General features: G+C 73.3%; 19 protein-coding genes and 1 riboswitch. Of the genes, 9 read left to right on the top strand and 10 right to left on the bottom strand.

Annotated elements, in window-relative coordinates; all coding sequences use genetic code 11:
• Window positions 1-70 precede the first annotated feature (70 nt).
• The 3 genes from H297_RS0109035 to pknB all read right to left on the bottom strand — a co-directional run bounded on the left by H297_RS0109035 (window position 71) and on the right by pknB (window position 4,261).
• Window positions 71-982, bottom strand: a complete 912-nt coding sequence (locus H297_RS0109035; RefSeq protein ID WP_027736770.1) for a deoxyribonuclease IV — start codon at window positions 980-982, stop codon at window positions 71-73.
• A 5-nt stretch (window positions 983-987) separates the two neighbouring features.
• Window positions 988-1,785, bottom strand: a complete 798-nt coding sequence (locus tag H297_RS0109030; RefSeq protein WP_027736769.1) for a transglycosylase SLT domain-containing protein — start codon at window positions 1,783-1,785, stop codon at window positions 988-990.
• 457 nt (window positions 1,786-2,242) lie between these two features.
• Window positions 2,243-4,261 (bottom strand): Stk1 family PASTA domain-containing Ser/Thr kinase, encoded by a 2,019-nt coding sequence (pknB, locus tag H297_RS0109025; RefSeq protein WP_027736768.1) that lies wholly within the window; start codon window positions 4,259-4,261, stop codon window positions 2,243-2,245.
• Between the two features lie 653 nt (window positions 4,262-4,914).
• On the opposite strand from pknB, the gene H297_RS0109015 reads away from it, so the two are divergent.
• Window positions 4,915-6,258, top strand: coding sequence for a hypothetical protein (locus tag H297_RS0109015; RefSeq protein ID WP_027736766.1), 1,344 nt, complete (start codon window positions 4,915-4,917; stop codon window positions 6,256-6,258).
• 42 nt (window positions 6,259-6,300) lie between these two features.
• Window positions 6,301-6,801, top strand: a complete 501-nt coding sequence (locus H297_RS0109010) for a hypothetical protein (protein WP_027736765.1) — start codon at window positions 6,301-6,303, stop codon at window positions 6,799-6,801.
• 80 nt (window positions 6,802-6,881) lie between these two features.
• On the opposite strand, the gene H297_RS0109005 is transcribed toward H297_RS0109010, so the two are convergent.
• Genes H297_RS0109005 through thiO form a run of 3 tightly spaced genes read right to left on the bottom strand, consistent with a single transcriptional unit; the run spans window position 6,882 to window position 9,134 of the window.
• Window positions 6,882-7,682, bottom strand: coding sequence for a thiazole synthase (locus H297_RS0109005; RefSeq protein ID WP_027736764.1), 801 nt, complete (start codon window positions 7,680-7,682; stop codon window positions 6,882-6,884).
• Between the two features lie 7 nt (window positions 7,683-7,689).
• Window positions 7,690-7,890, bottom strand: a complete 201-nt coding sequence (gene thiS, locus H297_RS0109000) for a sulfur carrier protein ThiS (protein ID WP_027736763.1) — start codon at window positions 7,888-7,890, stop codon at window positions 7,690-7,692.
• A gap of 50 nt (window positions 7,891-7,940) precedes the next feature.
• Window positions 7,941-9,134 carry a glycine oxidase ThiO gene (gene thiO, locus H297_RS0108995; protein WP_027736762.1) on the bottom strand — a complete coding sequence of 398 codons (1,194 nt, stop codon included), beginning with the start codon at window positions 9,132-9,134 and terminating at the stop codon, window positions 7,941-7,943.
• Between the two features lie 13 nt (window positions 9,135-9,147).
• A riboswitch (TPP riboswitch) is annotated at window positions 9,148-9,236 on the bottom strand.
• A 190-nt stretch (window positions 9,237-9,426) separates the two neighbouring features.
• Here thiO and H297_RS0108990 point away from each other — a divergent pair.
• The 5 genes from H297_RS0108990 (at window position 9,427) to H297_RS35420 (ending at window position 14,368) form a co-directional block, all read left to right on the top strand.
• The gene (locus tag H297_RS0108990) at window positions 9,427-10,668 is read left to right on the top strand and encodes an FAD-dependent oxidoreductase (protein ID WP_027736761.1); all 1,242 of its coding nucleotides are present in this window, start codon (window positions 9,427-9,429) and stop codon (window positions 10,666-10,668) included.
• A 33-nt stretch (window positions 10,669-10,701) separates the two neighbouring features.
• Window positions 10,702-11,076: an Rv2175c family DNA-binding protein gene (locus tag H297_RS0108985; RefSeq protein ID WP_027736760.1), complete on the top strand. Its 375-nt coding sequence runs from the start codon at window positions 10,702-10,704 to the stop codon at window positions 11,074-11,076.
• A gap of 321 nt (window positions 11,077-11,397) precedes the next feature.
• A complete protein-coding gene (gene thiE, locus H297_RS0108980; RefSeq protein ID WP_027736759.1) occupies window positions 11,398-12,108 on the top strand; it encodes a thiamine phosphate synthase in 711 nt (236 codons plus the stop codon).
• Between the two features lie 116 nt (window positions 12,109-12,224).
• Window positions 12,225-13,142 (top strand): methylenetetrahydrofolate reductase [NAD(P)H], encoded by a 918-nt coding sequence (gene metF / locus H297_RS0108975; RefSeq protein ID WP_027736758.1) that lies wholly within the window; start codon window positions 12,225-12,227, stop codon window positions 13,140-13,142.
• A gap of 50 nt (window positions 13,143-13,192) precedes the next feature.
• Window positions 13,193-14,368 (top strand): hypothetical protein, encoded by a 1,176-nt coding sequence (locus H297_RS35420; RefSeq protein WP_051351676.1) that lies wholly within the window; start codon window positions 13,193-13,195, stop codon window positions 14,366-14,368.
• 43 nt (window positions 14,369-14,411) lie between these two features.
• On the opposite strand, the gene H297_RS0108965 is transcribed toward H297_RS35420, so the two are convergent.
• The 4 genes from H297_RS0108965 to H297_RS0108950 form a co-directional block, all read right to left on the bottom strand.
• Entirely contained in the window at window positions 14,412-15,869 is a 1,458-nt protein-coding gene (locus H297_RS0108965) for a phytoene desaturase family protein (RefSeq protein WP_027736757.1), read from the bottom strand.
• A gap of 209 nt (window positions 15,870-16,078) precedes the next feature.
• Window positions 16,079-16,729: a TetR/AcrR family transcriptional regulator gene (locus H297_RS35415; RefSeq protein WP_037793387.1), complete on the bottom strand. Its 651-nt coding sequence runs from the start codon at window positions 16,727-16,729 to the stop codon at window positions 16,079-16,081.
• A gap of 59 nt (window positions 16,730-16,788) precedes the next feature.
• Window positions 16,789-19,041, bottom strand: coding sequence for a YhgE/Pip domain-containing protein (locus H297_RS0108955; protein WP_027736756.1), 2,253 nt, complete (start codon window positions 19,039-19,041; stop codon window positions 16,789-16,791).
• Complete coding sequence (locus tag H297_RS0108950) at window positions 19,013-19,969, bottom strand: ATP-binding cassette domain-containing protein (RefSeq protein WP_027736755.1); 957 nt, start codon at window positions 19,967-19,969, stop codon at window positions 19,013-19,015. The genes H297_RS0108955 and H297_RS0108950 overlap by 29 nt, the downstream gene beginning before the upstream one ends.
• Before the next feature lie 258 nt (window positions 19,970-20,227).
• Between H297_RS0108950 and H297_RS35410 the strand changes: the two genes are divergently transcribed.
• Window positions 20,228-20,797 carry an SAV_6107 family HEPN domain-containing protein gene (locus tag H297_RS35410; RefSeq protein ID WP_037793385.1) on the top strand — a complete coding sequence of 190 codons (570 nt, stop codon included), beginning with the start codon at window positions 20,228-20,230 and terminating at the stop codon, window positions 20,795-20,797.
• Window positions 20,798-20,889: 92 nt separating this feature from the next.
• A complete protein-coding gene (locus H297_RS0108940; RefSeq protein WP_027736754.1) occupies window positions 20,890-21,666 on the top strand; it encodes a methyltransferase in 777 nt (258 codons plus the stop codon).
• The last annotated feature ends 127 nt before the right edge of the window (window positions 21,667-21,793 follow it).

Genomic DNA, 21,793 nt, shown 5'->3' with positions numbered 1-21,793 from the left:
ACAGCGCACGATATACCCCTTGTACTCCCTGTACTCTCTATACCCCCGCCCCGTACTACGCGATGTGCGGTCACGCGTCCCGGAGCTTCTTCAGCTGCGCCACGTCCGCCGCGTGCTCGGTGCCCTTCTTGTCGCTGGGGGTCTCCACCACCAGCGGAACACCGTCCGTCAGCGGATGCGCCAGCAGCCTTGCGAAGGGTTCGAGCCCGATGTGTCCGGCACCGATGCCCGCGTGCCGGTCCTTGTGCGCGCCGGCCACGTCCTTGGAGTCGTTCGCGTGGATCAGCTTCAGCCGGCCCTGGCCCGTTGCCGCCACCAGCTCCGTCAGGGTCGCGTCCACCCCGCCCGGCGCCGTCAGATCGTGCCCCGCGGCGAAGATGTGGCAGGTGTCCAGGCAGACGCCGAGCCGGGGATGGTGCTCCAGCGCCTCGAAGTACGCCGCCAGCTCGTGTGCCTGCGAGCAGAGCGAGGCGCCCTGGCCGGCAGTCGGCTCCAGCAGCAGGTCGGGGTACCTCTGGCCGGAGTCCGCCGAGGAACCGTCCTCGCTCGCCAGCTCGTCCAGCAGCGGCATCATCAACTCCCGCGCCTGCGCCAGCGCCACGGCCCGCTCCCGTCCGCCGGTCGCCGCGCCGGTGTGCACCACGACGCCCCGAGCGCCGATCGCCCGTCCGCGCCGCAGGGAATGCCGCAGCGAGAACACCGACTTACGGGCCGTCTCCTCGGTGTGCGAACCGAAATTGATCAGGTAAGGGGCGTGGACGAAGGCGGGAAGTTCGTACCGGGCGCACGCGGCACGGAATGCGGCGTCCTGTTCCGGATTTCCCTCCGGAGTCGCCCAGCCGCGGGGATTCGCCACGAACACCTGAAGTGCCTCGGCCTCGATGGTGGTGGCATAAGGAATACCAGTGGCAGCCAGGCCCCCGGCGACGGGGACATGGCTGCCAATGGGGTTGCGCGTGCGCGGTGTTTCGATCGTGGTCACACCACTCAGTATGCCGAGTTCACGTTGTCCATCGAACCGTAGCGGTCCGCCGCGTAGTTGCAGGCGGCCACGATGTTCGCCACCGGGTCGTACTGGTCCCGGGGGGTGCCGGCGACGTGGTACGCGTCGAACGTCGGCTTGATCACCTGGAGCAGGCCCTTGGACGGCACACCGTTCTGGGCGTTGACGTCCCAGCCGTTGATGGCACGCGGGTCACCGCCGGACTCGCGGATGATGTTGCGGTGGATGCCCTCGTAGGAGCCGGGGATGTCGTGCTTGGCCATGATGGACCTGGCCTCACGGATCCAGCCGTCCAGGTTGTTGGGGTACGAGGGCTTGGCGGCACGCTGCTTCGAGCGGTTCGCCGCCTCCTTGCCGGCGCGCTCCTTCTTCGCCTGCGCCTCGGCCCGCTTGTGCGCCGCGGCCTGGTGGGAGCGCTGCCTGGCGTCCTTGCGTATCGCGTCGGCCGCCTCGTCGGTGGTGGTGAAGCTCTTGGCCGTGGTGCTGGCGTCCTTGACGCTCGCCGCCTTCGTCGCGCCCCGCGGGACGTCGATCAGGGTGTGCTGCGCGGCGGCGATGTCCTTGCCCTGCTCGGGCAGGACCGAGGAGTGGGAGCTGAACGCCACGTTCTCGGCGTTCACCTTCTTGGCCGCCGTGGCCTGGCTCGCGTCACCGTGCGCGGCGGTCCCGGGGAGCACCGTCAGGGACAGGGCGGCGACACCCGCGGCGCCGATGCCGGCGGCCGAGATCTTCTTCGCGCGGGGGGTGAGGTTGCCGGGACTGAGGCTGGAGATGCTGGGCATGAGAAGGAGCGGACCTTTCATCGCTAGGCGTCGTCGCAGAGGCGGGAGAGCCGGGGAAACGCGCCGAGTTCTGTTTCGGCGCCGTGCGACAGCCGCAATTGTTAGAGGGCCCGAAACGGGAAATCAACGATGTGACGTACTACCGGAATTCGTTGATGGTGCCCTGCGATGCAAAGGTTTTCTTCACCATTCCAGGTCGGCCGGGGATTCCTTTTTCCTGCCCCGATTCGTAGGTGACGTGCGTCCTATGGGCCGGCTCACATCGGGGCGTGCTTCGCATCACGGGCGGTAAGCACGCATGCGCTGCGTGGCATTACTTTTCAGGTGTGAAAAGTAATGGCGGTCATGTCGGACTCGCCCGCGAATGCGGCCGGAGCGCAAGGGTCCGCGCACGCGCGACGGCCCCCGGCGATGCCGGGGGCCGTCGATACGGTGGCGCCAACAGCGCAGGCGCCGCTCAGCGCAGCCAGATGGTGACCTCGGAGCCCCGCGGAGCCTTCTGCCCCGCGTCCGGGGACTGATTGAAGACGGTGTCGCCGAAGAAGACGCGGCGCACCGTCACCTCGAAGCCCGCCTGCTCCAGCTTCGCCTTCGCCTCGTCCTCGCTGCTGCCCTCCACGTCCGGCACCTCCACCATGTCCGGACCCTTGGAGACCGTCAGCGTCACCGTGTCGCCCTTCGCCAGGGGGGAGCCGTCGGTGGGGGACTGGCGGGCGATGGTCCCCTTCTCGTGCTCGGAGTGGACGCGCTCGTCGGCGATCTTCACCTTCAGCCCGGCGTCCTTCAGCTCCTCCTCCGCGTCGCCGCGTGCGTCACCCACCACGTCGGGCACCTCGATGGGTGCCCCCTTGGACACGGTGAGCCCGACCGCGGCACCCGGCCTCCGCTTGTCGCCCGGCTTCGGATCGGTGGAGACCACCGAACCCTGCGCCGTCTCCTCGTCGAACCGCCGCTTGATCAGCCCCGTCTCCAGCTCCGCGTCCTTCAGCTTGCGGCGGGCATCGCTCAGCGGGGTGCCCTTGAGGTCCGGCACCTGCACCACGTCGGGCCCCCGCGAGACCGTCAGCGTGACCGAACCCGACTTGCGGACCCGGTCACCCGGTTCCGGGTCGGTCGCGATGACGCGGCCCCGCTTCACCCGCCGGCTGTAGTCCCGCTCCACCGTGACGTCGAGCCCGGCGTCCGACAGGGCCTTGGTCGCCTCCGACTGCGTCTGGTCCAGCACCGCGGGGGTCCGGGTGAACTGGCCCGAGTTGATGTACCAGACCCCTGTCCCCACCAGCAGCACCAGCAGCACGCCCAGCGCCACCAGTACCCAGCGCGGTTGCAGCGCCCGGTTCCGGCGGCCGCCCGGAGCGCCGCCCTCCCCTTCCGGCGGCCCTGGGGGCGGGCCGGCCGTGGGCCCCGGCGGGACCGGAGGGGCGGCCGACAGCACGGCCGTATGCTCCAGCGGGTCCTCCTCCGCCGGCTCGGTGGCCGCCGGGCGCGGGATCACCGACGTCTCGGCCTCCGAGGGGCCGACCGGCGCGGCGAGCGCCACACCCTGCGAGACCTCCTCCGCAGGCGCCACCGCGACGAGCTGCTCGCCGCCGTCCTTGGCCTGCGGCGGCACCGCGTCCAGCTCCTCGTCGGACAGTCCCGCCCGGGAGGCGCGGACCTCCGCCAGCAGCGCCACCGCGTCCGCCGGGCGGTCCTCGGGGTTGCGTGCCGTCGCCCGCGCGACCAGCTTGTCCAGCGCCGCCGCCATCCCCGGCACCGCCGCCGACGGAAGTGGCATGTCCCGGTTCAGGTGCTGGTAGAGCACCTGCGCGGGAGAGGCCCCCGAGTGCGGCTTGGAGCCCGTCAGCATCTCGTAGAGCATCACACCGCACGCGTACAGGTCGGTGCGCGGCGTCGCCGTACCGTCCTCGATCTGCTCCGGCGCCAGGTACGAGACGGTGCCCAGGATCGAGTCCGTCGTCGCGGACGTCTGGCTGTCCACCGCCCGCACCAGGCCGAAGTCGGCGACCTTCACCCGGCCGTCGTCCCCTATCAGGACGTTCTCCGGCTTCACGTCCCGGTGCACCAGGCCCGCCCGGTGCGCGGCGCCCAGCGCCGCCAGGACCGGCTCCGCGATGTCGAGCGCGGCACGCGGGGGCAGCGCCCCCATGTCCCGCAGAACGTCACGGAGCGTGCAGCCCTCGACGTACTCCATCGCCAGGTACACGTACGTGCCGTCCGTGCCCTGGTCGAACACCCCCACCACGTTGGTGTGCGCCAGCCGGGCGGCCGACTTCGCCTCCCTGATGAAGCGGGTGACGAACGTGTCGTCCGCGGAGAGGGAGGTGTGCATCACCTTCAGGGCCAGCACGCGGTCGAGGCGGGTGTCCACGGCGCGGTACACCGTCGCCATACCGCCGACGGCAACTCGGGCGTCGATGCGGTACCGGCCATCGAGAACCTGACCGACCAGGGGGTCCTTGAGGGTGGTGTCCATTGCGCAGAGTGTACGAGGCCGCTGCACCGCCCATCCCCTGTGGTTACGGCTTCGCCCCGTACTGCGGCCGAACGGTGACACGGCTCCCGCGACCGGAGCCTCCGCCCCCTGCGACCCCCTCCCCACGGCTCTCTCCACAGCGGGGCGTACCGGCCCCCTCACCCCCTTCACGACCCGCGGGCGGCGCCCCGGCATTTCGCACCTTCTGCCTGTTCAGGGCGGTGAAGAGCAACCGTAGCGGCGTCTTCCGCAAGCGAACCGACACCGGTGTTGATCTCGCCGTCCGGGCCCGACCAGCATGCGGGGATCCACGCCGAGCGAGCCGCGCCCAACCGGCTGCGCCTGCTCCGGTCCAACAGCACGACGGGGGTCACCGTGAGTTCCGAGAACTCCGCTGGACGCATCGATACCGACCGGGCGGGCGCCGGTGGCCTAAGCGGTGACGCACAGGGCGAAGGCCGAGCGGCAGGCCGAGGCGGCACCGCCTCGCCGGGTCCGCTGCACACACGGGTGGTTCCGCTCCCGCAGGAGCGGAACGCCGCTCAGGGCGCTCCGGGTCTGCTCCGGGACGGGGCCGCCCGTCCCGGTGCCCGGTTCTGCTCCGTGGTGCTGCGGCTCTCCCGCGGCTTCGACGAGGCGGCACGGGGGGAATCGTGGGTTTGAGTTTCCACGACGTGATGACAGCCGACCTGTCGCAACTGGCGGACGTCTCCGACGCCTGGCGGACGATGGGCGACCGTTTCGGCGAGCTGAAAGGCCACTACGAGAAGCACGTCAAAGGCGCTCTGGCCAACGGCAATTGGCTGGGCATGTCCTTTCACGCGCACCAGCAGCACGCCGAGAACTCGGCATTCGAGTTCGGTGCGGCCAAGAAGGAAGCGCACGCCCTGGCCGAGCTGCTCGACCAGGCCCATACGGAAATGCGCCGCCTGCAGAAGGCGGTGCAGGACCTGGTCGCGGACGCCGAAGAGCAGGACTACAAGGTCGACAGCTCAGGCAAGGTCTCCTACGTCGGTTTCGACGAGCTCCCCGAGCAGGAGAAGCGAGCCCTCGCACACGATCCGGCCCATCCCGGTCTGCTGCGCGACGCCGAGGACAAGGCGCACGGGTGGGCCAAGAAGATCGACGACGCGGTGCGGGCCGTGGACGAGGCGGACCAGTCCGTCAGGCGGGCGTTGCTGCGCGCGACGACCGACACGAGTCTGGACGGGACCGGCTACGGCGGCTTCAACGCCCATCCCGAGACCGACCTGGAAAAGGCCGGGCGGCCGGAACCCGTCCACCACAGGTGGCACGGATGGACCGCACACGGCAAGGCCGTCGCGAACGGGCCGAAGCTCGGCGAATCCACCACGGGCGTCCGTTACGGCAAGCAAGGCATGCACAAGAAGTACTTCGACCTGGCTCACGCGACGGCACAGGGATCGGTGACCAAGGATTCGACGACGCTGTCCGGCATCGCCGACGCCTCCGTGGGTGCCAGGGGCACCAGCAGTTGGCGTTTGTCCAACGAAGGCGTGAACGGCAGCATGGAAGCGTCCGCGGGAATACGTGCGCTGACCGAAGGAAGAGCCGAAGCCGGGCACTTCGCCACGTACGGCCGGGCGGACGCATTCGCCGGTGCCTCGGCCGAGGGCAAGGTGAAAGCCGGTAAGAACGGTGCCTCCGCCGGCGTGGAGGCCTTCGCCGGAGCGAAAGCAAGTGCGGCCGGCGGTGTGGAGGCCGGTGGCATCGGTGCCGGTGCGAAGGGCGAAGGCTGGGCCGGAGCCGGTGTGCAGGCCAAAGCAGGTGTCGAGAGGCAGGGCGGCAAGTTCGTCCTCACGGCGAAGGCCGGTGCGGCTCTGGGGCTCGGGGCGGAAGGGAGCTTCGAATTCACCGTCGACCCGAAGAAGGTGGAGGACACCGCGCACGACGCTGCCCAGACGTTGAGCCACGGGGTCGATACGGCCAAGCGCGTCGCCGCACCGCTCAAGGACGGCGTCAGCCACCTGTGGTGAGGTGCTGCGACTGGAATGCGCCCGGAAAGGAGAACCCGAAGGATGCCCACGACCCTTCCGGTCCCGCTCGAATTCGAACTCCCGGCGGGCTGGCAACCGGCTCCGCCGGACCGGGCCGGGGCCCCCGACGTGGCCTTCGTCGCCCTGTTCCACCAGCCGGACCCGGCATCCGGGTTCGACGCGAACATCACTGTGGACGGCGCCTACCGTCCGGACGCGGCGACGCTGGAAGAGATCGCCGACGAGTCGGTGCGGCGTATGCAGGAGATCGCCGAGGGGGTGGCGGTGACCGACCGCAATGAGATGGGCTCCGCCCAGGCGCCCGGCCTGACCCAGAAACTGTCCTTCCGCGCGGTGACCGAGGGACACCGTCGCGAACTGGTGCAGAGCCAGGTGTACCTGGCCGTCCGGGACCTCGACGACCCCGCACGGCGTGCAGTCGTCAGGCTGGCCCTGACCGCGGCAGCGGCCCAGCACGACGCCGTCCTCGGTGACTTCCAGCAGTTCGTACGCACGGTCCGCCCGGCGACGGGGACGGCGTGACCCGCACCGCTGCCGCCCCCGCCCCGGACAGGTGACGGGGACGCCGCCGGCCCGGGACCAGGGTCACCGCAGCTGAGCCCTCAGTCGACGAAGGCGGGGCGTTCGGGATCCAGCGAGGGGACTCCCGCCACGGGGGAGGACGCCTCGGCGAAGTGGCGCCGCGGAATGCGCCCCGCACGGAAGGCAAGGCGCCCCGCCTCGACAGCGTGCCGCATCCCCTCCGCCATCACAGCGGGCTCCTGGGCCCGTGTCACGGCGGAGGCCAGCATCACCGCGGAGCATCCCAGCTCCATGGCGAGAGCCGCATCGGACGCGGTACCGGCGCCGGCGTCCAGCACCACCGGTACGCCGGCCCGCTCGGTGATGAGCGAGAAGTTGTGCGGGTTGCGAATGCCGAGCCCGGACCCGATGGGGGAGCCGAGCGGCATGACGGCGGCGCACCCGACGTCCTCCAGCTTCCGCGCGAGCACGGGGTCGTCGTTGGTGTAGGGCAGCACGGTGAACCCGTCGTCCACCAGGGTCTCCGCGGCGTCGAGCAGCTCGACGGGGTCCGGCAGCAGGGTGCGTTCGTCGGCGATGACCTCCAGCTTCACCCAGCTCGTCCCCAGCGCTTCGCGCGCCAGCCGCGCGGTGAGCACGGCCTCTCCGGCGGTGTAGCACCCGGCGGTGTTGGGCAGCACCCGGATCCCGTGCTTGTCGAGCACGGACAGCACGGACCCGCTCACGGACGGGTCGAGGCGCCGCATGGCGACGGTCGTCAGCTCGGTGCCGGAGGCGAGCAGGGACCGCTCCAGCACGTCGAGGCTGGGGGCGCCGCCGGTGCCCATGACCAGCCGCGAGGTGAAGGTGGTGTCGCCTATGGTCAGCGGATCGTCGGCCATCGCCTGCTCAGCCTCCCTGGACTGCGGTGAGTACTTCGACGCGGTCCCCCTCGGCGAGCGGGGTGGCGGCCCAGCGGCTGCGGGGGACGACGTCCTCGTTGAGCGCCGCGGCCACCCCGGAGGGAGCGGTGGTGAGGGTGGTCACCAGTTGGTCGAGGGCGAGCCCCTCCGCGACCCGGCGCGGCTCGCCGTTGACGGAGACGGTCACCTCACGGGTGGCGGAGTCGGTGGAAGAGGCGGCGGAGTCGGTGGGAGAACTCATGCGGTCTGCTCCTCGGCGGGTTCGGGGACGGGGGGCGCGGCGAAGCGGTCCGGCGTGAAGGGCCGGGCAGGCTGCGGCAGGGTGCCGCCGGCCAGCAGCTCGGCCATCACCTCGCCGGTGACGGGCGTGAGCAGCACCCCGTTGCGGTGGTGGCCGGTGGCCAGGTGGAGTCCGGGCACGGCGGTGGGGCCGAGCAGGGGCGCGTTGTCGGGGGAGCCGGGCCGCAGCCCGGCGCGGGTCTCGACCAGCGGCAGCTCCGTGACGCCGGGCACCAGTTCGTGCGCGTCGCGCAGCAGCTCGTACACCCCGCCGGCGGTGACCGTGGTGTCCCAGCCGAGCTCCTCGCTGGTGGCGCCGACGACGAGTTCGCCGTTCTCCCGGGGCACCAGGTAGAGGGCCCCGCCGCGGACGACGGCGCGCACGGTCCGGGACAGGAACGCGCCCAGCCCCCCGACGGCGGGCGGCATCCGCAGCCGGAGCACCTGCCCCTTGACGGGCCGTACCGGCACGGGGACCTCCTCGGGCACCCCCGCGAGCCGGCCGCTGCGGGAACCGAGCGCCAGCACGGTCTGCCCGGCGGTGTGCTCCTCGCCGTCGTCGGTGACGGCGCCCACCGCCCGGCCCCCCGCGACCACGAGCCGGACCGCGGTGGCCCGGTGGAGGACGACACCCGCGCGCTCGCAGGCCCGCAGCAGGGCCGCGGTCAGGCGGCGCGGGTCGATCTGGTGGTCGCCGTCGACGCGTACGCCGCCCCGCACGGAAGGCGCGAGCATCGGTTCGAGCCGGCGGCACTCGCGCCCTGTCAGCCACTGGGACGTCAGCCCGCACCGCTGCTGGAGGGCGTGCAGCTCGCGCAGGTGGGAGCGGTCGTCGGCGTCCAGCGCGACGGCGAGGGTGCCGCAGGCCCGGTAGCCGACGTCCAGCCCGGAGGCGTCCTCCAGCTCGGCGACGAACGCCGGGTAGCGGTCGACGGAGGCGAGGTTGAGGTCGAGGAGCGTCTCCTCGCCGTAGTGCAGCTCGGTGACGGCGGCGAGCATGCCGGCCGCGACCCGCGCCGCACCGCCGCCCGGACCGGGGTCGAGCACGGTGACGCGCAGCCCGCGCGCCGCCGCGCGCCAGGCGGTCACCAGACCGATGAGGCCGCCGCCGAGGACGAGGACGTCGGGGTGGCCCGAGTGCGTGTCGCGCATGGGGGTGTTGCTGCTCCCTTCGCCGGAATGACCCGGATCAGGTTCGGACGGTCGGAGGCCGCAGCAGCCTCCCTCTCAGCCCGGTGCGTCCGGGCTCCCGCGTGTGCTGGCGTACCTCACCAGCCTACTGCGGTGCCCGCACGGGAGTAAGGGCCGCCCGCCGGCCGGGAATCCGCCCCCGGCGTGGCCCGTGGCCGGCGGCCACCCGTTGCCGTGGCTCGGTCCGGCGCCCGGTCGCAGGTCCCGCCCTGCGACCGAGGGCGGCCCGGCGCACGCGGCATACAGTGAGCCCGTGAGTGACAGCCGAGAGCAGCAGCGGGTCGTGATCGTGGGCGCGGGGATGGCGGGCGTACAGACCGCCGTGCACCTGCGCGAACAGGGCTGGCCCGGTCCGGTACGGCTGATCGGGGCCGAGCCGCACGCCCCGTACGACCGGCCGCCGCTGTCGAAGGCCGTGCTGCTGGGCACGGGCGAGGAGGCGGAGGTGCCGCTCTTCGACGTCGACTTCGCGGGGCTGGACGTCGAACTGGAACTGGGCCGGACCGTCACCGGTCTGGACGCCGCCGCGCAGTTGCTCGTCACCGACGCGGGCCCGGTCCACTACGACCGGCTCGTCCTGGCGACCGGCGCCGCACCGGTCGCGCTGCCCGGCAGCGAGGGCGTGCCCGGGGTGCACCTGCTGCGCACCCTGGACGACGCCCGGCGGCTGCGCCCGGTCCTCGCCGAGCGGGGCCGGATCGTGGTGGTGGGCGCGGGCTGGATCGGTGCGGAGTTCGCCACGGCGGCACGGGAGCGCGGCTGCGAGGTCACCGTCGTGGAGGCCGCCGGTACGCCGCTGCCCGGCGCTCTGCCCGCCGAGGTCTCGGAGCCGATGCGGGCCTGGTACGCGGAGTCCGGGGTGACGCTGCGCACGGGTGCGGCCGTCTCGGGGGTGGAGCGTGGCGCGGTGCTGCTGGCCGACGGTGAGCGGCTGACGGCCGACGCGGTCCTCGTCGGCATCGGTGCCCGCCCGGCCACCGGCTGGCTGCGCGGTTCGGGCATCGAGACCGGACCCGACGGTGCGGTGGCCGCCGACGCCCGGCTGCGGACCTCCCTGCCCGGCGTCTACGCCGTGGGGGACTGCGCCTCCTTCCCGTCGGCCCGCTACGGCGAGCGGCTGCTGGTCCACCACTGGGACAACGCGCTCCAGGGACCGCGCACGGTCGCCGCCAACCTGCTGGCCGAGAGGCACGCCGACAGTGCGGCCGACACCGTCGACTACGACCCGGTGCCCTACTTCTGGTCGGAACAGTTCGGCCGTTTCGTGCAGTACGCCGGCCACCACGGGGAGGGCGACGAGTTGGTGTGGCGCGGCGACCCGGACGGCGCCGCGTGGAGCGTGTGCTGGCTGCGCGGGGAGCGGATCGCGGCGCTGCTGGCGGTCGGCCGTCCGCGCGATCTCGCCCAGGGACGCAAGCTGATCCAGCAGGGCACGGCCGTGGATCCTGCCGTGGTGGCCGACGCGGCCGTCGCCCTGAAGAAGGCGGCGCGGTAGTGACCGTCACTCCTGGATGGCAGGCTGGGAACCGTGACCGAGATTGACGCAAAGATCGATGCGCTCGTGCCCGCCTGGCTCACCCTGCCCGAGGTGGCCGAGAAGCTCGATGTCGAAGTGACCCGGGTGAGGCAGTTCGTGAAGGAGGGCCAGCTCCTCGCGGTCCGGCGGGAGGCCGAGTCGGGGAACAGGGTGCTTCAGGTGCCCGCCGCCTTCGTCGGCGAGGGCCGGATCGTGAAGGGCCTGTCCGGCACGATCACGCTGCTCAAGGACGACGGGTTCAGCGACGAGGAGATGCTGGAGTGGCTGTTCACCGAGGACGAGTCGCTGCCCGGCTCCCCGGTGACGGCCCTGCGCGAGAACCGGGGCACGGAGGTCAAGCGCCGCGCCCAGGCCCTGGCCGTATGACCGCCTGACCCGGGGCCCGGCCCGATCCGGCCCGGTCCGGTTCGGCAGTGGAGCCCGCCCGGCCCGGTCCGCTCCGGAGGCGTTCGGTTCGACCGGATCGTCCGTGCGGGGCCCGGTCCGGTCCGGCGGGGTCCCGGCCCGGGCCCGCAGCCCGGAAAAGCCGGGCCCCGCACGCACACTCGTGGCGCCCCGTACGCCACGCACCGCACCATCGGGTGAGCGCACGCATACACGATGCGTGCGCACGTACCACCGCACATCCACCGGGTGCGCGGGCCGGTCGTGGCCCGCGCACCCCCTCCTGGGGGAAAGAGAACCGCCATGTCCCGCACCACGCCCGCCGCCGCGCAGCGGCTCCGCGCGCGGCTCGCCGACGCCCGGCTGTACCTGTGCACCGACGCCCGCAAGGAGCAGGGCGACCTGCCCGAGTTCCTGGACGCGGTGCTGGCCGGCGGCGTCGACATCGTCCAGCTCCGCGACAAGGACATGGAGGCCGCCGAGGAACTGGACCACCTCGCCGTCTTCGCCGAGGCCGCCCGCCGGCACGGCAAGCTGCTGGCCGTCAACGACCGTGCGGACGTGGCCCACGCCGCCGGCTCCGACGTGCTGCACCTGGGCCAGGGCGATCTGCCGGTGCCCGCGGCCCGGGCACTGCTCGGCGACGAGGTGCTGATCGGCCGCTCCACGCACGCCGCCGCCGAGGCCGACGCCGCCCTCGCGGAGCCCGGCGTCGACTACTTCTGCACCGGCCCGTGCTGGCCGACGCCCACGAAGCCGGGCCGTCCCGCACCGGGGCTGGATCTGGTCCGTCACACCGCGTCCCGTACGGCGGCCGATCCGGCGGCGCGGCCGTGGTTCGCGATCGGCGGAATCGACGCCGGGAACCTCGACCAGGTGCTGGAGGCGGGGGCCCGCAGGGTCGTCGTCGTGCGTGCGCTCACCCGGGCGGACGATCCGCACGCGGCGGCGGCCGCCTTCGCACGCCGACTGCGGGAAGGGGCCGGAAGCGACGTTCCGGACCCGGTGCGATAACACGGAGTGGTGTCGGTGTCCACAGCGTGGACATCGGCCATCCGGTAATCGGACAGAACCGCCTTTACCGTCTCTTCGCCGGGCCGCTTCGCAGGCCAGGCCGTTAGCCTGCATGCATGGCCATCGGTATCTCAGCTCCCAGGACAGACCGTCCGCCGACCGTGGGTGAGAAGCTCGCCGGCGGAGAGCAGTCCTTCTCCTTCGAGTTCTTCGCGCCGAAGACAGCGAAGGGCGAACGGACGCTGTGGGACGCGCTGCGCCGGATCGAGGCGGTCTCCCCGACCTTCGTCTCGGTCACCTACGGCGCCGGCGGCTCCTCGCGCGAGGGCACCGTCCGCAACACCGAACGTATCGCCAACGAGACCACGCTGACCCCCGTCGCCCACCTCACCGCGGTGAACCACTCGCGGGCCGAACTGCGCAACGTGATCGGGCAGTACGCCGACGCCGGCATCCGCAACGTGCTGGCGCTGCGCGGCGACCCGCCCGGCGACCCGCTGGGGGAGTGGGTCAAGCACCCGGAGGGGATCAGCTACGCCGCCGAACTCGTCGAGCTGATCAAGGAGTCCGGTGACTTCTGCGTCGGCGTCGCCGCGTTCCCCGAGATGCACCCGCGCTCCCGCGACTGGGACACGGACATCAAGCACTTCGTGAACAAGTGCAAGGCCGGGGCCGACTACGCGATCACGCAGATGTTCTTCCGGGCCGAGGACTACCTGCGGCTGCGCGACCGGGCGGTCGCGGCCGGCTGCCCGACGCCGATCATCCCCGAGATCATGCCCGTCACCAACGTCAAGCAGATCGAGCGGTTCGCGCAGTTGAGCAACGCCACCCTGCCCGACGGGATGGTGGAGCGCATCCGGGCGGTCGAGGACGATCCGGCGGCGGTACGCTCTGTCGGAATCGAGTACGCCACAGACTTGTGTGCGAGGCTGATGGCCGAGGGCGTCCCGGGGCTGCACTTCATCACGCTCAACCACTCCACGGCGACGCTGGAAATCCACCGGAATCTGGGCCTTCGCGAGAGGTCCTGAGACTGCGTACGGGCCGCGGGCGCGGCCGGGGAGCGGGAAGAGGGGCGTAGATGGGCTGGACGGTCCTCTATATCGCGTTCGGCGTGGTGGCGCTGTGGCTGCTGGGCGAGGTCCTGTTCCAGTACAAGGCTCCGCTGCGCTGGCGGGCGCTGGCCTTCGGCGGCTTCCTCGGCGTCGTGGTCGGGACCGCCGTGCTGCCCTCCGTCATCGTGATCGGCCTGGGCATCGCGGCCTTCGCCGTCGGCCAGACCTTCGTCACGCTCTCCGTCCGCAGCGGGTTCACCCAGGGCTGGTCCCTCGGCGGCGGCCCCGGCTCCAGCCGGCGCCGCCGCGGCCCGGACGCCGCCGCCTCGACGCCCTCCCTGGAGGTCTCGGACATGGAGGCGCACAGCCCCGGCGCCTCTCCGCTGCCCGATTCCGGGGGCCCGAGCACCGCGCCGATCCCGGTCGCGGTCCCCGAACCGGTCGACGACTACGGGCAGGCGGGGTACGGCCACACCCCCGCAGGGCAGGACGGCACCACCGGCTACGAGGAGTACGCGAGCCACGAGGGCTACCCGGGCCACGAGGGTTACCCGGGCCACGAGGACTACGCGGGGCACGGAGGTCTCCCCGGGTATGCCGAGGAGACCCGGTACGGGGACCACGCCGGGTACGACGTCCCGGTCGGGTACGACGGCCACGCCGGGTACGGCGGCTACGAGGAGGAGCCCTCGGTCTTCGGGCAGGCGCCCGGCGAGGCACCGGCGTACGCCTACGGCGGGCAGACCGACCAGCCGTACCCGGGCTGGGGCGAGTACGCGGGCTCCGACGGGTACGGGGCCACCGGCTGGGAAGGCGCGGACCACACGGGCGGCACCGGATATCCGGCCCAGCCCGAACCCGCCCCTTACCTGCAGCAGCACAGCTACCAGGACACGAGCGACCCGTACGGGGACTACGGCTACGGCTACCCGGCCGCGCCGCAACCCGAGCAGCAGCCCTACTTCCCGGACGTGCCCCAGACGCCGCCCGACGGCGCCTGGGTCCCCCAGCAGCGGGACGGCAACCCGCCGCTCCCCGCCGAGGCCCCCGCCCCCTACGGCAACGACTACGGCGGGTACGGCGGGTATGGCGGGTATGGCGGGTACGGCGAATACGGCGAATACGGCGAAAACGAGGACGCGGACCGCTACGACCCCTACCAGCAGGGCCCGCAGGGCTACTACGGCGGTGGCCGGCACTGACGCGCTGAGGACGCCGCACGGCGCCCTGCTGGCGTGCCGGTGATCAGACCGAGCCGCGCCAGTCCGGATCCTGGACCAGGCCCGCCGCCATCGCCCCCGTCATCCCGGCGGCGGGCAGCCCGCCGCCCGGGTGGGACCAGCCGCCCACCGTGAACAGCCCTGCCGCCGCCTGCTGGTTGGCGGGATGCAGGAAGGCGCCGCCCGCACCCGGCAGCGCGGGCGCGGGCACCCGGCCGCCCGGCGCACCGGTCTCCGCCTCGTTGTCTGCCGGGGTCCGCACCTCGTGCCACAGCAGCCGCTCACCCAGTCCCAGCCCCGCCTCGTCGGCCGCCGCCAGCAGCTCCTCGGCGAGCCGCTCCGCCTCCGGACGCCCGGGCAGCGAACCCGGCGGTACCGGAAGGCTGAGGACCGCCGTCTCGTGTGCGTCGTCCGGCCGCAGCGCGGGATCGTCCGGGCGCAGCACGGTCAGCGGCCTGCCGGGTGCCTGGGCGCGGTGCACCAGCGTGCGGTGCGGGGTCCCCTCGGGGCGGGCGCCGCGCAGGGCCAGCAGCACCGTCAGCCGTGCCGTGCCCGCTCCCGTGTCCTGCGGCCCGCCCGGCGCCGCGGGGCCGCCGCCCGCGACGACCAGGTCCGCGTCGACGGCGGTGCCGTCGGCCAGCTCCAGCCCGGCCGCCCGGCCGTCCTTCTCCCGTACGGCGGCGACCCCGGAGCCGAAGCAGAACCTCACGCCCCGCTCGCGGCACCTGTCGTGCAGCGCGTCGGCCAGGGCGCGCATGCCGCCGCCGCGCACGTACCAGGTGCCGAACGCGTCCTCGACATAGGCCAGTACGGCGGCGGACGCCGGAGCCTTCGCCGGGTCGAGGCCGTACGCCCACGCCGCGGCGCACAGCATCGCGGCGAGCCGTGGATCGTGCAGCTCGTCCTCGGCCACCTCGGCGAGGGTGGGGCCGGACGCGCCGCCCCGGCGCGCGAGGAGGGGCAGGCGCAGCAGGCGCCGCCTGCCGGGCACGGGGTAGGCGCCGTCCCGTTCCAGGAGGTGCCGCGAGGCGGGCTCCTCGCGCAGCGGTTCCTCCAGCAGCGGGCGCCGCACCGTCTCCCACGCCTGACGCGCCCGGGTCAGCATGTCCGCCCAGCGCGCGCCCGCGCCCGCGCCCAGCGCGTCGTCCAGCGCGGCGATCACCTTGCCCCGCGAGGCGTTCGGCAGCGCAGCGGCGCTGCCGTCGGCGAAGACGTGCCGCGCGGTGACCGGTACCCGCACCAGGTCGACCCGGTCCTCCAGCGGCTCGCGGCCGGTCTTGACGAACAGGTCCCGGTAGACGGCCGGCAGGTGCAGCAGCCCGGGACCGGTGTCGAAGGCGAACCCGCCGCGGGCGTACCGCCGCACGGCGCCGCCGTGGGTGTCGCCCCGCTCGTACACCGTCACCTGGTGCCCGGCGACGGCCAGCCGTGCCGCCGCCGCCATCGCGCCCATCCCCGCGCCGACCACCGCGATCCGTCCCATGACCAGCGACTCTACCGTCCGCGGGGGCCCGTACTCAGGGCTGGGTACGGGTACTCAGGCGCGGTTCTGAGTAGCAGCGCCGATGGGGCCGCGGTGGCGCCGGCGGCAGAGTGAGGGCCACGGGAGGGCGGGGGTACCGGACCGCTGACACGGGGCCGCGGAACGGCGCAGTCGCCCTCCCCGAAGCGCCCCGCGCGGGTGGCGGGCACTCACGAGCGGTGGGCGTGCCCGGCGTGCCCGGCGTGCCCGGTGATGCGGCCCTGGAGCAGCAGGGAGAGCGCCCCGTGGACGTCCTCCAGCGACCGCTCGGGCTGGAACGCCTTCCAGTCGAGCGCGGCGACCAGCACCATGCCCACCAGCGCGGCGGCGGTGAGCGGGATGTCGATCTCCTCGCTGAGCTCGCCCTCGGCGACCCCGGCCCGCAGCACTTCTTCCACCACGGCGACGGCCTTGCGCCGCACCATCAGCAGGGTCTCGTTCCAGGCGCGCCCGGTGCGCCACAGCTCGGCGACGTAGAGCTGGGTGAAGGCGGGGTAGTGGTCGATGAACACCAGCCCCGCGCGGACCATCGCGTCGAGCGCGTCCACCCGGCTGCCGCCCCGCCCGGCGGTCTCCTCGGCCGCCTGCCGCAGATCGGCGGTCAGCAGCTCCACCCCGTGCCGCAGCAGCTCCTCGAACAGCTCGGTCTTGCTGGCGAAGTTGTAGTAGACCGTGCCCTTGGCGACCCCGGCCCGTTCGGCGATCTCCTCCACGGTGGTGGAGGAGAACCCCTGCTCGGCGATGAGGGTCACCGCCGCCTGGAAGAGCTTGTCCCGGGTGGCGTTGCGGCTGCGTGGGCTGGTGGTACGGGCACTCGTCATGCGGTCATTCTCCTCCGCGGCCCGCCCGCGCCCCGTCCGCCCGGCGCCCGGGTACCGCCTCACAGCGAGATCTCCGGGCGGAGCCGGTCCAGCGTCCACACCTGCTTGCGGCGCGCGGTGAAGGCCGTCCACGCGAGCGCGCCCACCGCGAACGCGAGCAGCACCAGGCACGCTCGCCACACCGGCCACAGCTGCCCGCCGGTGATCAGATGGCGGAGCCCGTCCACCACATAACTCATCGGCAGGAAGGGGTGGAGCGCGTTGAAGAAGCCGGGGCTGGTCTGGATCGGGTACGTACCGCCCGCGGAGGTCAGCTGGAGCATCAGCATCGCCAGGACGAGGATGCGCCCCGCGGGCCCGAAGCGGGCGTTGAGGAACTGGACGATCGCGGTGAAGCAGGCCGCCACCAGCAGCAGGAAGCCCACCGTGGCCGCACCGCGCGCCATCTGGAGCCCCAGCGCCCAGTGCAGGACGCTCATCAGGGCGGCCACCTGCGCCACACCGATCGCGGCCACCGGCAGCCAGCCTGCCAGCGCGATGCGCCAGCCGGGCGCCCCGGCCGCCAGCGCGCGCTTGTTGAGCGGCTGGAGCAGCATGTACGCGACCATCGCGCCGACCCACAGGGACAGCGGAATGAAGTACGGCGCGAAACCGGTGCCGTAGTTGGGCGCCGCGTGCGCCTTGTGCGAGGCCAGGTCGACCGGGTCGGCCATGACGCCGGTCCGCGCGTCGCGTTCCTTCTTGTCCAGGTCCGGTATCTGCTTGACGCCGTCGTGCAGCCCTCCGGCCAGCTTCCCGGAGCCGTCCGCCAGCTTGAACAGGCCCCCGTCGAGGGTGGCGGCCCCGTCGGACAGCTTGCCGAGTCCGGTGTCGAGCGCGGCGGCCCCGTTCTTGGCGGTACCGAGCCCCGTCTGGAGCGTGTGCGCCCCCGAAGAGACCGCGTGGGCGCCCTTGTTGAGCTTGTTGATCTGCCGTACGGCCGCGTTCACGTCCTGCTTGAGGTGCGGGGCGCGGTCGGCCAGGGCGGTGGCGGCCTTGTCGAGGTCGTCGAGGTGGTCGCCGAGCGCGTTGAGATTCTTCTCGTTCTTGACGTACCCGTCGACCTTCGCGGCGACCACGGCGGACCGCTCGGCTGCGTCGACGGCCTTCTTCAACTGCGGGCAGGAGTCCGCGGTGAGGTCGCTGCCGCCGCCGTGCCCGGCCCCCTGGGAGGGGCTCGGCGACGGATCGGCCGACCGGCCGGCGGACGGCTCGCGCGACGGGCCGTCGGCGGATCCACCGCCGGGCCCGTGGGTGGTCGGGGTGCCGCCGCCGGAGGGGGTGGGCGTGGTCGGTGTCGCCGGGACACCGGTGCCCTTGCCGCACCGGTTCTCGTACAGCGTCGAGAGGGCGTCGGCCGCCTCGCGCGAGTCGGTCCTGGCGCGCTGGGCCGCCCCGGGCAGCTTGCCGAGGTTCTTCTTGAGGGTCTTGCTCGTCTGGGCGACCCCGCGGGCGGCCTTGCCGATGTCGCCGCTGTGCTCGTCCAGGAACGGCCGTACCGTACCGGCGGCTCCGTTCACCTTGTCGGCCAGCTTCTGGGTGCCCCCGGCGACCTGGCCCGCGCCCGAGGCGAGCGTGCCGGCGCCCTCGTGCAGCGTGGCGGTGCCGCTCTTGAGGCTGCCGCTGCCGCTCTCGGCGTCCCCGAGCCCGCCCTTGAGCCTGCCCGCGCCCTTCTTCGCCTTGCCGATGCCGTCGCCGAGGTCGTCCGCACCCTCGGCCGCCTCGGCGGTCTTGCCGTGCAGCGTGGAGAACGAGACGTAGATCTTGTCGTAGAAGCCGCGCGAGACCTTGCTGGAGGCGCCGGCCCGCACCTCGGAGAAGACGGTGCGGGAGATCTGCCCGACGATGTAGTTGTTCGCGTCGTCCGTGCGGACCTTGAGCGCGCCCGTCTCGGGGGAGTCGCCTGAGCTGGAGGAGACCCGCTTGCTGAAGTCCTCCGGCACGGTCAGCGAGAGGTAGTACCGCCCGTCCTCGACGCCCTTGCGCGCGTCCTCGGCGCTGGTCTCGTGCCAGTCGAACGAGTCGCTGTCGTGCAGGCCCGCGACGATGTCGTCGCCCGCGGTGATCTTCTCACCCTTGGCGGTGGCACCCTGGTCCTCGTTCACCAGCGCGACCGGGATCTTGTCCAGGCGGTCGTAGGGGTCCCAGAAGGACCACAGGTACAGCGCGCCGTACAGCAGCGGCAGCAGCAGCATCGCGGCCATCGCCGCGCGCGGCAGCCGTCCCCTGCCGAACCGCTTCAGCTCAAGCGCGGCCAGCCTCGGCGATCGCATCCGCCGCCCCCTCCTTGTCCGTGTCCGTCTCCTGGCCGGCCGCTTCGCCGCCGCTTTCCTGCGCGGGGACGTCCCCGCCGTTCCCGGCCTCGTCCTCGTCGTCCCCGTCGTCCCCGTCGTCCCCGCCGTCTCCGGCCTCGTCGCGGGACTCGCCGCCGTCGCCGGGGCCGTCCGCGTCGGTCCGCCGTCTTCGGCCGGCGGTACGGGCCCGCTGCGCCGCCGCCCCGCGCGGGGTACGGGTGCGGACCACCACGGCGCCCTCGCCCGGCGGTTCGCTGCACACCGCGAGGACCGTGATCCCCGTGTCCGCCACCGCGCGCAGCAGCGCCCACGCCGCCTCGCGTTCGCTCCCGGACAGCTTGAGGTCCACGTCGTCGACGGCCAGCAGCCTCGGCCCGCCCAGCAGGGCGAGCGCCACCGACAGCCTCAGCTCCTCCAGTCGCTCCAGGTCCCGTACGGCCGTACGGCCGCCTTTGGGCAGCGCGTCCAGGTCGAGGCCCGCGGTGGCCAGCGCCTGGGCGAGCTCCGCCCGGCTCGCGGCGGCGCGCTCCCGGCGCCGTTGCAGCAGCGCGCGCAGCGGGCTGCCGAACCGGCGCCGCAGCAGGACGCGTTCGCGCAGCTGCTCGGTGACGGTCAGCGCCGGGTCCAGATCGTTCACGCCGGGCACCGGGCCGAGCGCGCTGATCCGCCGAACGGCCGCCATCCGCCGCGGCAGCGGGTGCCCCGCCACCTCGGCGTGCCCGCGCCCTGCTTTCATCCGGCCGGTGAGAGCGAGCAGCAGACAGGTGCGCCCCGAACCGGACGGGCCCGTCACGGCGATCAGCGATCCCGCCCCGGCGGTGCAGCCGACCCCGTCGAAGACGGGGCCGCGCGGTCCGTCGAGCCCGAAGTCGGCCGCCGAGACGGCGGCTCCCCGCACCTGTGCCACGGCACCCTCCCGCTGTCCGCCGCGACTCCCGGCGCGGCATCCACTCTTTGAACTGACCGGTCAGTTCAAGTATGCCGCAGTCGGTGCCCGGCGGGCCGGCCGGCCCCTGTGCCTCCTCGTCTGTGCGGTGTTTGCGCAGGTCAGCGCGGATTGTCAGTGGCATGCGCCACGATGTGCACATACGACCGGTTCCGTGAACCGGCTTCGACCGACGGGAGGTTGATTCACGTGATGCGACCTTCTCGGGGAGCACGCCCCGTGCCCCCGCAGCCGACCACGCCCTCCACCCGACACCGCGCCCCGGCCGACCGCCCCGGGTCCGCCGACGACATCCACCCGGTGCTCCGCCGGTCCACCGCCCCGCCCGCCGCACTGGACCTGCTCGCCCAGGCGCAGCACGGGCTCGACGAGGCGGCCGTGCTGGAGACCGCCAACGAGCGCTACGCCACCGCGCACCTCGCCGCGCTGCGCACGGCCGCCGCGGTGCTCGCCGTGCGCGGCCGCCCCGAGCTGGAGACTGCCCGTGCGCGGGGTCCGGGGCGCCGCCCGCGGCGCCCCGCGATCCGCAGCGCCTGGGAGGTGCTGCCCGAGGTCGCGCCGGAACTGGCCGAGTGGAGCGCCCTGTTCGCCTCCGGCGCCGCACGGCGCGCCCGGGCGGAGGCGGGGATCGCCGGTGCGGCCGACTGGGACGACGCCGACGAGCTCGTCCACCACGCGGGCATGTTCCTGCGTCTGGTCGAACGCATGCTCGTTTCGCAGCCCGCGCTGCCCCAGCCGCGCATCGCGCCCGCTGACGAGCAACTCGACCGCCCCCGCCGTGCCGGCTGAGGATCCGCCCCGCCCGGGGCCCGCCGGAGGAAGGGCAGGAGGGCGAGGCAATAGGGTGGGGTCCGCCCGTCACTGAGCCGAGGAGCAACCCCATGTCCCGCCCGAGCGCAACCCTCCGTACAGCCGTGGTCTGGGACGTGTTGCAAGGTGCCCTGGACCAGCGCGCCACGCTGTCGGACCGCGCCGAGCTGGACGTGCTCGACACCGGCGGCGGCACCGGCAACTTCGCGGTGCCCGTCGCCCGCCTCGGACACCGGGTCACCGTCGTCGACCCGAGCCCCAACGCGCTGTTCGCCCTGGAGCGCCGCGCCGCGGAGGCCGGCGTCGCCGAGCGGGTACGCGGAGTGCAGGGCGACGTCGGCGGACTCTTCGACGTCGCCGAGCGCGGCGGCTACGACGTCGTGCTCTGCCACGGTGTCCTGGAGTACGTGGACGACCCGGCCGAGGGCCTGCGCAACACCGTCGCCGCCCTGCGGCCCGCGGGCGGCACCCTCAGCGTGCTGGCGTCGGGCCTCGGCGGCGCCGTCCTGGCCCGCGCGCTGGCCGGGCACTTCACGGAGGCCCGGCACGCCCTCACCTCGCCCGGCGGCCGCTGGGGCGAGAGCGACCCGATGCCGCGCCGCTTCACCCCCGAACAGCTCTCGGCGCTGGTCACCAGCACCGGGCTGGAGGTCATCTCCGCACACGGGGTGCGCGTCTTCGCCGATCTGGTGCCCGGTGCCCTGGTGGACACCGAGCCGGACGCGCTGGAGGCGCTCGCCAGGCTGGAGGCCACGGCGGCGGAGCTGCCCGACTTCCAGTCGGTCGCCAGCCAGCTCCACGTCCTGGCCGAGGTCCCGCCGCGGCCGACGCCGGGCGCCCCGCGCTGAGCATCCCGGTGAGGCCCCCGTAGCGCCCTGCCGCCCCACCGCGGGGCGGCCCGCACTCGCTGCCGCCGGAACCGGTGGGGCGGATGCCCGCAGAGCAGGGAGGGCTCCTTCTTCGAGCACCCGATCC

The organism is Streptomyces sp. CNT360 (genome assembly GCF_000424785.1).
Note: the sequence above shows the minus strand (reverse complement) of the source record. Positions and strands in the feature narration are given on the sequence as shown.